The sequence below is a fragment of the Azobacteroides sp. (SeqCode) genome (genome assembly GCF_055395615.1).
This window is the reverse complement of the sequence record NZ_AP014701.1, coordinates 660,838-673,506: the sequence shown is the minus strand read 5'-3', so window position 1 is coordinate 673,506 and position 12,669 is coordinate 660,838. Positions and strand designations below refer to the sequence as shown.

The 12,669-nt window shown below is 29.2% G+C and carries 12 protein-coding genes and 2 tRNA genes; 10 read left to right on the top strand and 4 right to left on the bottom strand.

Features of this window, described 5'->3' with window-relative positions; all coding sequences use genetic code 11:
- Window positions 1-26: 26 nt before the first annotated feature.
- Both ACZ5QM_RS02775 and modB read right to left on the bottom strand, forming a co-directional pair.
- Window positions 27-680, bottom strand: coding sequence for an ATP-binding cassette domain-containing protein (locus tag ACZ5QM_RS02775; RefSeq protein WP_464182494.1), 654 nt, complete (start codon window positions 678-680; stop codon window positions 27-29).
- Complete coding sequence (modB, locus tag ACZ5QM_RS02770) at window positions 677-1,357, bottom strand: molybdate ABC transporter permease subunit (RefSeq protein ID WP_464182493.1); 681 nt, start codon at window positions 1,355-1,357, stop codon at window positions 677-679. Before modB ends, ACZ5QM_RS02775 begins: the two co-directional genes overlap by 4 nt.
- A 319-nt stretch (window positions 1,358-1,676) precedes the next feature.
- On the opposite strand from modB, the gene ACZ5QM_RS02765 reads away from it, so the two are divergent.
- Window positions 1,677-2,141 (top strand): CYTH domain-containing protein, encoded by a 465-nt coding sequence (locus ACZ5QM_RS02765; protein ID WP_464182491.1) that lies wholly within the window; start codon window positions 1,677-1,679, stop codon window positions 2,139-2,141.
- Here the strand turns inward: ACZ5QM_RS02765 and hemW are convergent.
- Together hemW and ACZ5QM_RS02755 are read right to left on the bottom strand one after the other, a co-directional pair.
- On the bottom strand, window positions 2,119-3,234 hold the full coding sequence (hemW, locus tag ACZ5QM_RS02760) for a radical SAM family heme chaperone HemW (RefSeq protein WP_464182490.1): 1,116 nt from the start codon (window positions 3,232-3,234) through the stop codon (window positions 2,119-2,121). The two genes, ACZ5QM_RS02765 and hemW, sit on opposite strands and share 23 nt — an antisense overlap.
- 118 nt (window positions 3,235-3,352) lie before the next feature.
- A tRNA-Pro gene (locus ACZ5QM_RS02755) sits at window positions 3,353-3,427 on the bottom strand.
- Window positions 3,428-3,591: 164 nt separating this feature from the next.
- On the opposite strand from ACZ5QM_RS02755, the gene ACZ5QM_RS02750 reads away from it, so the two are divergent.
- The 9 genes from ACZ5QM_RS02750 (at window position 3,592) to fabD (ending at window position 12,668) form a co-directional block, all read left to right on the top strand.
- The gene (locus tag ACZ5QM_RS02750; protein ID WP_464182488.1) at window positions 3,592-4,824 is read left to right on the top strand and encodes a S1C family serine protease; all 1,233 of its coding nucleotides are present in this window, start codon (window positions 3,592-3,594) and stop codon (window positions 4,822-4,824) included.
- Window positions 4,825-5,160: 336 nt separating this feature from the next.
- A complete protein-coding gene (locus ACZ5QM_RS02745) occupies window positions 5,161-6,021 on the top strand; it encodes a sigma-70 family RNA polymerase sigma factor (RefSeq protein WP_464182486.1) in 861 nt (286 codons plus the stop codon).
- 196 nt (window positions 6,022-6,217) lie between these two features.
- Complete coding sequence (gene purE, locus ACZ5QM_RS02740) at window positions 6,218-6,724, top strand: 5-(carboxyamino)imidazole ribonucleotide mutase (RefSeq protein ID WP_464182485.1); 507 nt, start codon at window positions 6,218-6,220, stop codon at window positions 6,722-6,724.
- Between the two features lie 17 nt (window positions 6,725-6,741).
- Complete coding sequence (ispG, locus tag ACZ5QM_RS02735; RefSeq protein ID WP_464182484.1) at window positions 6,742-8,529, top strand: (E)-4-hydroxy-3-methylbut-2-enyl-diphosphate synthase; 1,788 nt, start codon at window positions 6,742-6,744, stop codon at window positions 8,527-8,529.
- 55 nt (window positions 8,530-8,584) lie between these two features.
- Window positions 8,585-8,659, top strand: a tRNA-Val gene (locus ACZ5QM_RS02730).
- 32 nt (window positions 8,660-8,691) lie between these two features.
- Complete coding sequence (gene rpsT, locus ACZ5QM_RS02725; protein ID WP_464182483.1) at window positions 8,692-8,946, top strand: 30S ribosomal protein S20; 255 nt, start codon at window positions 8,692-8,694, stop codon at window positions 8,944-8,946.
- A gap of 153 nt (window positions 8,947-9,099) precedes the next feature.
- Complete coding sequence (locus ACZ5QM_RS02720; RefSeq protein ID WP_464202995.1) at window positions 9,100-10,293, top strand: pyridoxal phosphate-dependent aminotransferase; 1,194 nt, start codon at window positions 9,100-9,102, stop codon at window positions 10,291-10,293.
- Window positions 10,294-10,311: 18 nt separating this feature from the next.
- Window positions 10,312-11,580, top strand: coding sequence for an ABC transporter permease (locus tag ACZ5QM_RS02715; RefSeq protein ID WP_464182481.1), 1,269 nt, complete (start codon window positions 10,312-10,314; stop codon window positions 11,578-11,580).
- A gap of 215 nt (window positions 11,581-11,795) precedes the next feature.
- A complete protein-coding gene (gene fabD, locus ACZ5QM_RS02710; protein WP_464182479.1) occupies window positions 11,796-12,668 on the top strand; it encodes an ACP S-malonyltransferase in 873 nt (290 codons plus the stop codon).
- Window position 12,669: the final 1 nt, after the last annotated feature.

Genomic DNA, 12,669 nt, shown 5'->3' with positions numbered 1-12,669 from the left:
TATTATCGCAAAAATAATATTTTTTTCTAAAAGATTTCATTTTTAACAATTCTGCAATATTCACTGACATATAGGATATAATTCGACATTTGTTTAATTTCTTCCTTATCGTGGCTAACCATCAATGTAGTAAAGTCAAACATTTGATGAACTTTTAATATTTCTGTTCGTATAGATTGACGCATCTCTTCATCAAGTGCTGAAAGTGGTTCATCGAGCAATAAAACAACCGGTTTCCTTCCTAAGGATCGAGCCAATGCTACCCGCTGTTTTTGCCCACCTGATAATTTATCAGGCTTTTGTTTTCGAATTGTATCTAATTTAAATACATCTATTAAACGGTTAATAAATACTTTATCTTTTTTTTGAGCAAAAAAAAGATTTTCCTCTACTGTCATGTTAGGAAAAAGAGCATAATCCTGAAACATAAAACTAATGTTCCTTTTTTGTGGAATAATATTAATTTTTTGAAAAGAATCAAAAATAGTTGTACCGTTTATTTGAATAATACCTTTGTTCGGTTTTAATAATCCTGCTATCATACGAAGTATAGTAGTTTTTCCCATACCTGACTTCCCAAACAAAGAAATAAATTTCTTATCCGGAATTTGAACATCTAAAATTAGTTTACGTTTCCCTTCAGAAGTGAGTATCATATGTTCTACATTTATGTAAATCATACTCCTGAGGTAATTATGAATTTTTTATTAATACTATAAATAAGTATTAATAAAAAGAATGAAACAAGGAATAATATTAAAGAATAACGATTTGCTGTTGTATAACTTAAGGTTTGTACCTCATCGTAAATGGCAATAGAAGCAATACGAGTTTTATTAGGAATATTTCCACCTATCATCAATACAATACCAAATTCTCCTATACAGTGTGCAAAAGTTAATGCAACACCTGTAACTATAGAAGGTTTAATGTTTGGTAATAGAACTCTGAAGAATGTTTCTATTTTGGATTTACCCAAAGTATAAGCTGCTTCACGATAACTAGTCGGGAGAGTAGAAAGTCCATTTTGCAACGGTTGTATCATAAAAGGTAATCCAGCTATAATACTTGCTATCAAAATGCCATCGAAAGAAAATGCTAAACGAATGTTAAATGAATTTTCTAAGAAATTTCCAAATACATTTCTTGGACTAAAAGCTACCAACAAATAATACCCAATTACAGTAGGAGGTAAAACTATTGGCATACAAATGAGTGCTTCAAAAATTACTTTAAAACGTGAATGAGAATAAGCTAAAGCATAAGCAATCCATAAACCTATCAATAAAAGAGATATTGTCGTCATAGATGCTAATTTTGCAGTAAGCATTAGCGTTTCAATAAAATCAGTATTCATTCAAAAAATAAAATCTAACAATTATTCATACTATCTTTAATTTTTAAGTGACAATTAATCAACTAATTGTACACATTTTTAGAGTATTAGAACATCATACGAATGTAATCATTTAAAATTTTAATTAAAGATTTATAAAATCAAAATACTACCTTTACAATAATTCTCTTTATTATAAAATCTTTTTTTTTAAAAAAAATATAGTATCAGATAACTACACATTTCAAGGTATAAATAAAAGGTATCATCTAAATTAATAAAGAAATTAGTATATAAATGATCTCATTCTAGGTGACAGAGGTAAATAATATTCAACACAATGAAAACAAATAACATAGAAATAGAAAGAAAATTTTTAGTAACGGGCGATTTCTACCCTTATGTAACAAAAAAAGAACGGATTGTTCAGTCATACTTAATGATTTCCCAACAAAGAACCATTCGTGTTCGAATAAAAGACATTTCTGCTTTCCTTACAATTAAAGGATCAAATAATTTTAATGGATTTTCTCATTGTGAATATGAATACTCTATCCCAATAAACGAAGCTAAAGAGTTGTTGCAGTTATGTTTGCCAGGAAAAATTGAAAAAGACAGACATTACATTCCTTTTAAAAATTATATCTTTGAAGTAGACGTGTTTTACGGTCAAAATGAGGGATTGATAATTGCCGAATTAGAACTTCCATTCGAAAACGAACCTTTCGAACGCCCTCAATGGTTAGGCAAGGAAGTTACAAAAAAACCACAGTACTATAATGTCAATTTAATAAATCACAAATAATACTATCAGATATAAATAACCCTTTTCTTGTTAACTGCAAATGATTAGAAACAATTTTTAACAGTTGACTGTTTATATATTTCTCTGACTGATTTAAACAATATTTTCTTTTATCTTTTCCACAAAAAAATACTAATTCATCCAAGTCAATTCCTTTTATAGTCCTTAAACGCGTAATGATAAAATCGTTATAAGCAGTCTTGCTATCTATAACTTCTATTTCAGGAGAATAATGAAAAATGTCCATTGATCCAACCCGATTCCACTGACGTGTTTTCCCATTATAAGAATGTGCTGCTGCGCCAATGCCTAAATAATAACTACCATTCCAATAACCAACATTATGTTTGGAATAATAAGTCTGTAAGGCGAAATTAGAAATTTCATAATGGTCAAAACCAGCATCAAGTAATTTTTCTACTAAAATTTCAAACATTTTCAAACTCTTCATTTCGTCTACAGGTTTAATAAGACCACGTTCCCGCATATAATCAATTTTTGTATTTTTTTCATAAGTCAGATGATAAGCTGAAATGTGTTGAATATTTAGTGAAATAGCTTGTTGAATAGTTGATTCCCATACATTTAATGATTGATTAGGCAAGCCGTAAATCAAATCAATACTTATATTCTGGTAACCATATTTTTGAAAATTTTCGACTGCTCTTATTGCCAAATTGGAATTATGATTCCGACCCAAAAATAGCAATTCTTCATTCCGAAAACTTTGCAACCCAATCGAAATACGATTGAATGAAAAATGACTTATTAAAGTCAAAAATCTATCATCTACATCGTCTGGATTTACCTCAATAGTAACTTCTTTATCTTCAAATCCTTCAATAGGAAAAAATTTTTGAAGTGTCCCAAAAATTTTTTCGAAATCTGAAAATGACAAAAGAGATGGAGTACCTCCACCAAAATAAATTGTCCTAATACTATGTTTATGTAAATAATTTTTTCGCTGTTCTAGCTCGTTACACAAGATATTAACATAGCGAGTTCTATAATTTAAATAAGTAGTAGAAAAAAAATCGCAATAAATACAGCGACTCTTACAAAAAGGTATATGAATATATATACCTGCATTCATATATAAAAACTATCTTCTAAATCTCCAAAAAATGATGTCATCTTAGTAATTCCTCCTTTTTAGAAAAGGTTCCTCTCTAAATTATATATATATGTATATTTGAAGCTACTATTTCAAGTCGGGGTGAGACGATTCGAACGTCTGACCACGCACCCCCCAGACGCGGACTCTAACCTGGCTGAGCTACACCCCGAAACGCACACTTTTGCTCTCAAAAGTAGTACATAGTTTTTGCAAATACAAAATAGAAGCCTATACATTTTATTTTTTTTGAACTAATTTTAATACTAAGTAAGAAAAAAATCTTTTTTATATTATATTGTTACTGTAGGGAAAAGAATTATAAATCAACAAAATATGAAAACAAATTGGAAAATATTATTTGGGTTTTTATTAATAAGTTTTTTGAGTTCAGGAATAACGATTGAGCTCTCTTCTTACTTAAATAAAAATAATATTTCTAAATCAAGAGGATTTAACCAAAAAGGAATCCATCCAGTAAATTACAATGTAGTATTGAGAAATATGGACTTCACTTTAGCTGCTGAAAGAAGTGTAAATGCTGTAGTTCATATTAAATCAATTAGTAAGCCTACTCAAATAAATCAAGAATATTTTGATCCTTTTGAATATTTCTTTGAAAGACAAACTCCTCAATATAAGATACAACCAAAAGTAGGTTTTGGATCTGGAGTTATCATTTCTAATGATGGGTATGTTGTAACTAACAATCATGTAATAGATAGAGCAGATGAAATTGAAATAACCACCAACAACAACAAAATTTATAAAGCTAAAATAATAGGAAAAGATGAATCTACTGACATTGCTTTATTGAAAATTGATGGGAGAAATTTTCCGGTAGTTCCTTTCGGAAATTCTGACGCTTTAAAAATAGGTGAGTGGGTTTTAGCTATAGGTAATCCTTTTAATCTAACAAGCACTGTAACCGCAGGAATTGTTAGTGCAAAAAGTCGAGGGAATATCTTTTCAGGATATAGCTACCAGCAAGGTATTATTAATCCACTGGACAAAATAGAATCATTTATACAAACGGATGCTGCAGTAAACCCAGGTAATAGTGGAGGGGCATTAGTAAACACAAAAGGTGAATTGGTTGGAATAAATACTGCCATTTATTCGGAAACTGGTAATTTTGTTGGATATTCATTTGCCATACCTATCAATTTAGTAAAAAAAGTGGCTTCGGACATTAAAAAATATGGTGTAGTACAAAGAGCTCTACTAGGAGTAAATGTGACAGAGTTATCTGTTTTAAAAGAATTCAATCCTAAAATCTATAACAAATTAAAAATTTTCGAAGGTGTTTATGTTACAGGATTCATTTTTCGTAGTCCCGCTCAAAAAGCAGGATTGAGAAAAGGAGATGTAATTATGGCAATCAACGGAATAAAAGTTAAAAACTACTATGAATTAAAAGCAGAATTAAGTCGTTATAGTCCGAATAATATTGTTGATGTTCAAGTTTATAAAGACAATGCTATAAAAATATTTAAAGTAAAATTAAAGAACTGTCAAGGAATAAATCTATCGGTTAAAGAAAAGATGATACCGAAATTCCAGGAATAACTTTGAAAAAATTATCTACCAGAGAGAAACAGGAGTTTCTTATAGTTTGGATGATAAATAAGGTTATAACTGGGTGTTACATTAAGTAAAATCAGGATTGAAGAGAAAATTTATTTCCATTTGTAATAGCAATAAAAAATTATTTCCAAGAAACTTTAATAATTGAAATTGTAAGATAATTATTAAAATAAAAAACCTGGATAAGGTAGAACTTTATATCAAAAGATTCTATGACGAACAGTAAAAATAGTGTTTATGCCGTTGATTCAAATGTTTAATAAAACAGACTAGGAATAATGATTTTGTATTATTTATATATCTATAATATTTTTTTGAATGAGACAATTAAAAATAACTAAATCTATTACTAATCGTGAGAGTGCTTCTTTAGACAAATTTCTTCAAGAAATTAGTCGTGAGAGTCTTCTCAGTATAGAAGAAGAAATTGAATTAGCACGAAGAAATCGACTAGGAGATCGTTCTGCTTTGAACAAATTAGTGCGAGCAAACCTCCGCTTTGTAGTATCAGTGGCTAAACAATACCAAAATCAGGGATTAAGCCTTTCTGACTTGATTAATGAAGGGAATTTTGGATTAATTAAAGCTGCTGAAAAATTTGACGAAACAAGAGGATTTAAATTCATTTCATATGCTGTTTGGTGGATTAGGCAGTCTATTTTACAAGCTTTAGCTGAACAATCAAGAATTGTACGACTTCCTTTAAATCGTGTTGGCTCACTAAATAAAATTTCTAAAGCTTTTTCTAAATTTGAACAAGAACATGAACGAAAACCATCTCCAGAAGAATTAGCTCAAGAATTAGAGCTTCCAGAAGAAAAAGTATCAGAAACATTAAGAATATCTAATCGACATATTTCAATAGATGCCCCCTTCGCAGAAGGGGAAGAAACTAGTTTATTAGACGTTCTTACTAATGACGATACTCCAGTCGCTTACTATAGATTAATACACGAATCACTTTCTCAAGAAATTAATGACGCTTTATGGGTATTAAGCGAAAGAGAGAGAGAAATTATTAAGATGTCCTTCGGTATCGGACAACAAGAAATGAATTTAGAAGAAATTGGTGATACATTTAGTTTGACCCGTGAGCGAGTGAGACAAATTAAAGAAAAAGCAATTAAAAAATTGAAACAGAATAACAAAAATACTAACTTAAAAAGTTATTTAGGTTAAAAAATTCGATTTAATAAAAAAAATATAGAATTATCCAAACATAGAATTTGGATAATTTCAAGTATTAAAAAAATACTTATTACAAGAATAATTTGAATTAGTAAATACAAACTTCTACAAAAAGAATTTTTCAATATACTTCAATCAAAAAAATATTTTACTTTTAACTAATACATATAAAAATATAGGAATAAAAATGAGTGCAGTTGTAAGTATAATAATGGGTAGTACTTCTGACTTATCCATAATGAAAAAAACATCCGATTTTTTTAATGAATTCGAAATTCCGTTTGAAATGTTCGCTTTATCAGCTCATCGAACACCAGAAGAAGTAGAGAATTTTGCAAAAAATGCAAAAAATAGAGGTATTGAAGTAATCATCGCAGCAGCAGGTATGGCTGCCCATCTCCCAGGAATAATCGCCTCTATGACTATATTACCAGTAATTGGAGTCCCAGTTAATTCTTCACTCAACGGAATCGATGCCCTATTATCTATCGTACAAATGCCATTAGGAATTCCTGTAGCGACAGTTGGAATTAACAGTGCAATCAATGCTGCTATTTTAGCTACTCAGATTTTAGCAATAAAAGATAAAATACTACAAATAAAATTAGCCAAATACAAAGAAACTCTCAAAGCTAAAATTCTAAAAGCTAATAATGAATTAACTATGCTAAAATACAAATTTAAAACGAATTAATATAGATTTGATATATTATGTACAAACGAAGAAAATCATCAGTCGTACTTATTGGAAATATTCCAGTAGGAGGGAAAAATCCTATTCGCATCCAATCCATGACTAATATTTCTACATTGGATACGGAAAAATGTATTCAGCAATGTATCCGAATTATTGAAGCAGGAGGTGAGTATGTCAGATTAACTGCTCAAAATGTTCGTGAAGTGTATAATATAAAAAATATAAAAAATAGTCTAATTGCTTTGGGATATAATAATCCTTTAATTGCCGACATACATTTTAATTCGAAAATTGCTGAAATAGCAGCTAAAACAGCTGAAAAAGTACGAATTAATCCAGGTAATTTTGTGACACTAATTAAAAGGTCTAAAACTTTTGAATATTCCGATGAGACATATCAGCAAGAATTAAAAAATATAAAAGAACGCTTCGTTTCTTTTATAAATGTTTGCAAAAAACATAATACTGTTATCCGTGTTGGTGTTAATCATGGTTCTTTATCAAATAGAATTATAAGTTGTTATGGGAATACTTCACAAGGAATGGTAGAATCGTGTATGGAATTTCTCCGAATTTGTATTACAGAAAAATTTTCCAATGTAGTAGTTTCTATTAAAGCTTCTAATACTTTTCTAATGGTACAAACAGTTCGTTTACTAGTAAAACAAATGAACAAAGAAGGAATAAATTTTCCATTACATTTAGGTGTAACAGAAGCAGGAGAAGGAGAAGATGGTAGAATAAAATCTGCAGTAGGAATAGGTACATTACTAATAGAAGGTATCGGAGACACTATTCGTATTTCATTGAGTGAAAATCCAGAATCTGAAATTTCTTTTGCGCGTTTGTTAATTAATTATGTAGGAGAGAAAAAACATTTTTTAAGTGAAAAAATGTTTTTCTCTCCTACATCTAAAAGGAAACTGAATAGTACGATTTATACTATATCCGATCGTTCTACCACAAACGATTTTTCTGTAAATCCTAATTCAATACCTGATTTTATTTATACTGGAAAACAAACAGTACAAAATATACCATATGATATTTCAATAATTGTAGATTTCTCAATTTTTTCATCTAAAAAAAATACATTCCCATTATTTAAATTTCAAGAAAAAGAAACTTGGATGAATTATAAAGATTCTTTACAATTCATAACCCTAAGTTATTCTGAATTAACCAGTGAAATAATTTTTCATTTAAAAAAAAAAACAAAAACAATTGTTATCATTCGCTCTGCGCAAAATAACATTTACGAACAGAGAATATTTATCCGTACTTTAATAAATTTAAAGATCAATAATCCATTTATTTTGCAGGTAAGTTACAATGAAAACTATTTGGAAGCTTTACAAATCAAATCTTCTATAGACTGTGGTTCTTTTCTATTAGATAAACTAATAGAAGGAATTTTGATAAAAAATAAAAACAATAGTATTCTTCCACAATCAGTAGACTCTTGTGCTTTTAGTATATTGCAAGCAACTAGTAGAAAATTTAGTAAAACAGAATACATTGCTTGCCCTGGATGTGGTCGAACTTTATTTGACTTACAAAAAGTACTAAAAAAGATAAAATCCGTAATTCCAAATTTTAAGGGGTTAAAAATTGCCATTATGGGCTGTATTGTAAATGGATTAGGGGAAATGATTGATGCTGACTATGGGTATGTAGGGATTGGAATAGGCAAAATAAATCTGTATAAAGGAAGAGAATGTATTAAAAAAAATATTCCTGAAGAAAAAGCAGCAGATGAATTATTGCAAATAATAAATTTTTCTATACAAAATAATAAGTAATTAAAGGTAGTACTTATTTAAAAAATAAGTACTACCTTTAATTACTTATTGTAAGGGGCGTTTAGCTCAGTTGGTTCAGAGCATCTGCCTTACAAGCAGAGGGTCGGAGGTTCGAATCCTTCAACGCCCACGAGTAGGCTGTTATAAAATATAATTTTTTGAATGGCAAATCATAAATCATCTATAAAGGAAATTAGAAAATCGCAATTACGAAGATTGAGTAATAAATATCACGCTAAAACTGCAAGAAACGCAGTGAGGGCTCTTCGTAACACTAATGATAAAGTCCAAGCAGGCGAGTTGTATAAAAAAGTAAGCTGCATGCTGGACAGGTTAACAAAAAAAAATATTATTCACAAAAATAAAGCAAGCAATTTAAAATCCAAATTAGCTTCATACATCAATAGTATAAGTTAAATAATGTATTGTATTGTAATACAATAGTTACGATAAGTTGTAATATATAAAATTAAGTCGGTCCGTAGCGAGGTCGACTTTTTTGTTTACACAATTTTTTGAATTTTAAAAATCTATTCAATTTTATTTCTTTTTTTTGAAAATCAAAAAAATATGCCAAAAATTTCAATAAGAGGTACTACAATGCCAGTCTCTCCCATTCGTAAGTTGGTGCCTTTATCTGATTCTGCTAAAGCAAGGGGAGTAAAAGTATATCATTTAAATATTGGCCAACCAGATATCACTACGCCAAAAATTGGATTAAATGCAATTCGCAACCTAAATAGAAAAATATTAGAATATAGTCCAAGCAATGGAATTCTCTCTTATCGAGAAAAATTAACAAATTATTATTCTAAATTTAGAATAAATGTAAATGCTGACGATATAATTATCACTACTGGAGGTTCAGAAGCAGTATTATTTGCTCTAATGGCTTGCTTAGATTCCGGAGATGAAATCATTGTTCCCGAACCTGCCTATGCTAATTATATGGCTTTTGCTATTTCAGCAGGTGCATCAATTCGTACAGTTACTTCTACCATAGAAAAAGGATTCGCTCTACCATCAATAGAAAAGTTTGAAGCTCTGATAAATAAAAAAACCAAAGGAATTCTTATTTGTAATCCAAATAATCCTACAGGATATTTATATTCAAGAATAGAAATGAATAAAATTCGCGATTTAGTTAAAAAATACGATTTATACTTATTTTCTGACGAAGTATATCGTGAATTTATTTATACAGGTTCTCCATATATTAGTGCTTTACATCTAGTAGGCATTGAAGAAAATGTGGTTTTGATTGATTCAGTTTCCAAAAGATATAGTGAATGTGGGATTAGACAGGGAATGTTAATTACCAAAAATCAAGAATTGAAAAAAACAGTTATGAAATTCTGTCAAGCAAGATTAAGTCCTCCACTATTAGGTCAAATTGTAGCTGAGGCTTCTTTAGAAGTATCTGAAGAATATATGAGAAAGGTTTATGATGAATATTTAGAGAGACGCAATTTTACAGTGGATACTCTCAATCGAATACCAGGAGTCTATTCTCCTATTCCAATGGGAGCTTTTTACACTATTGCTCGTTTACCTGTAGATGATACGGATAAGTTTTGCGCATGGTGCCTTTCTGATTTCGAATATGAAGGACAAACTGTTTTTATAGCTCCAGCATCTGGATTTTATGCTAATCCAATAGCAGGGAAAAATGAAGTGCGTATTGCATATGTTTTAAAAAAAGAAGAACTAAAAAATGCAATGTTAGTACTAGAAAAAGCACTAAAAGAATACAATAAAATATGAGTGCTTAATCTAAGCATTATGTTAATACGACAATATTTTTCATACTCTCATTTATTTTTCATAGCTAAACGAATACTCCTCAATGGAGATAGAAAAAGACAAGTATCTTCTCCTATTATACATATTTCTGTTATTACTACAGCATTGAGTTTGACAGTAATGATTCTTTCAGTAGCTATTGTAATAGGGTTCAAAAGAGAAGTTCAGAGTAAAGTTATAGGGTTTGGTTCACATATTCAGATTACTAATCTTGACAATAATATTTTTTTTTATGAAACTTATCCTATTACTGTGAATATTTCATTTTTGGAAAAATTAAAACAAACTCCTAATGTATACCATATTCAATCATTTGCAACTAAGTCAGCAATTATTAAAACAAAAAATAATTTTCAAGGAGTTATATTGAAAGGAGTAGATAAAGATTTTGATTGGAATTTCTTTAAACAAAATTTAATAGAAGGAAGCTTACTCAACTATTCAAAATTATCTGATACCAATGTAATTTTATCCAAAAATATTGCTAATAAATTGAACCTTAAAATGAATGATACTTTTACCTGTTATTTTATTCAAAATTCTATCCAAACAAGAAAGTATCGTATTGTCGGCATTTATCAATCTAATTTTGTAGACTACGACAAACTATTTATTCTATGTAATATTATAGAAATTCAAAGATTAAACAATTGGGATAGGGACATGATTAGTGGCATCGAAATATTGGTAAATGATTACAAGTGTTTAGATAAAACAATTAAAAAAATCAATTGCAATTTGTTATCTCAAACTGATCGATTAGGGAATCATTATTGTACATATTCTATTAAGAAATTTAATCCTACGATTTTTGCATGGTTAGATGTATTGAATACTAATATGGTAATTATTTTAATATTAATGTCACTCATTGCAGGATTTTCTATGATTTCCGTATTATTAATAATCATTTTGGAACATGTCAATATGATTGGAATATTAAAAATTATGGGTGAAAGCAGTACAAATATTCGTAAAATATTTCTTTATATATCTGCCTTCTTAATTTGGAAAGGGTTGATTTGGGGCAATGCTATTGCTCTGTTTATTTGTTTAATTCAAAAATATACTGGAATATTCAAATTAAATCCAGAAATTTATTACGTATCAACAGTTCCTATTTACCTAAATACTATACACTTGTTCTTAATTAATTCCGGAATGGTTATCATCACTTTATTAATACTAATTATCCCTTCTTATTTAGTTGCAAAAATATTACCTGTGAAGACAATTCGCTTCGAATAGTTTAACAAACTAATGTAAATCTATAATACTGTATAATTTGAAAATTAATCAATATTGTTAATGTTTTTTCTTAAATGATTCTTTCCAAAAAACACAACAGTTAAGAATACTATTTATAATCAATTTTTTCTTTTTAATAGTTAATATTAATTCTTTCTAAAACAATCTTTTTATCTTTGTACCTTGTGTCTTTTTAATTCGTAACGAATAGTAAAATGAATGCTTTTGTATTTCCAGGACAGGGAGTTCAATTTCCAGGTATGGGTTTGAAACTCTATAAAAAATCTAATACTGCCAAAGAATTATTTGAAATAGCTAATGAAATACTAGATTTTCGAATCACTGATTTGATGTTTGAAGGATCAGCTGAAGAACTTCGGCAAACAAGAGTAACACAACCTGCAATATTTCTCAATTCTGTAATTGCTGCAAAAAGTTCAGATAATTTTAACCCAAATATGGTTGCAGGACACTCTTTAGGAGAATTTTCAGCTTTGGTTGCTGCAAAAACATTATCCTTTAAAGATGGATTACTTTTAGTTTATAAACGAGCGTTAGCTATGCAGGAAGCATGTAAAAAAAATCCTGGAACAATGGCTGCTATTCTTGGATTATCAGAAGTAATTGTAGAAGAAATATGCTCCGAAATAGAGGAAACAGTAGTTCCAGCAAACTATAACTGCCCAGGACAGATTGTAATATCAGGAACTTTAGAAGGTATAAATATTGCTTGTGAACGTTTAAAAGAAAAAGGAGCTAGACGTACATTAAAACTTAACGTAAGTGGAGCTTTTCATTCTCCATTAATGGAATTGGCAAAAAACGAATTAGAAAAAGCAATTTATTTGACAGTCTTCAAAATACCTATATGTCCTGTTTATCAAAATGTAAATGCAAAAAGAGAAACTATTCCTGAAATAATTAAAGATAATTTAGTTTCTCAACTAACCAATCCAGTCAGATGGACACAATCAATACAAAATATGATTACTAATGGTGCTACTATTTTTACGGAAATAGAACCTGGTAATGTATTAAGTGGATTAATACGGAAGATTACTTCTAATGTGGAAGTACGTACTTTATAAA

Bases quoted from the DNA above. Each gene is read 5' to 3' on its own strand.
- ACZ5QM_RS02775 (WP_464182494.1), bottom strand. From the start codon at position 680: ATGATTTACATAAATGTAGAACATATGATACTCACTTCTGAAGGGAAA.
- modB (WP_464182493.1), bottom strand. From the start codon at position 1,357: ATGAATACTGATTTTATTGAAACGCTAATGCTTACTGCAAAATTAGCA.
- ACZ5QM_RS02765 (WP_464182491.1), top strand. From the start codon at position 1,677: ATGAAAACAAATAACATAGAAATAGAAAGAAAATTTTTAGTAACGGGC.
- hemW (WP_464182490.1), bottom strand. From the start codon at position 3,234: ATGAATGCAGGTATATATATTCATATACCTTTTTGTAAGAGTCGCTGT.
- ACZ5QM_RS02750 (WP_464182488.1), top strand. From the start codon at position 3,592: ATGAAAACAAATTGGAAAATATTATTTGGGTTTTTATTAATAAGTTTT.
- ACZ5QM_RS02745 (WP_464182486.1), top strand. From the start codon at position 5,161: ATGAGACAATTAAAAATAACTAAATCTATTACTAATCGTGAGAGTGCT.
- purE (WP_464182485.1), top strand. From the start codon at position 6,218: ATGAGTGCAGTTGTAAGTATAATAATGGGTAGTACTTCTGACTTATCC.
- ispG (WP_464182484.1), top strand. From the start codon at position 6,742: ATGTACAAACGAAGAAAATCATCAGTCGTACTTATTGGAAATATTCCA.
- rpsT (WP_464182483.1), top strand. From the start codon at position 8,692: ATGGCAAATCATAAATCATCTATAAAGGAAATTAGAAAATCGCAATTA.
- ACZ5QM_RS02720 (WP_464202995.1), top strand. From the start codon at position 9,100: ATGCCAAAAATTTCAATAAGAGGTACTACAATGCCAGTCTCTCCCATT.
- ACZ5QM_RS02715 (WP_464182481.1), top strand. From the start codon at position 10,312: ATGTTAATACGACAATATTTTTCATACTCTCATTTATTTTTCATAGCT.
- fabD (WP_464182479.1), top strand. From the start codon at position 11,796: ATGAATGCTTTTGTATTTCCAGGACAGGGAGTTCAATTTCCAGGTATG.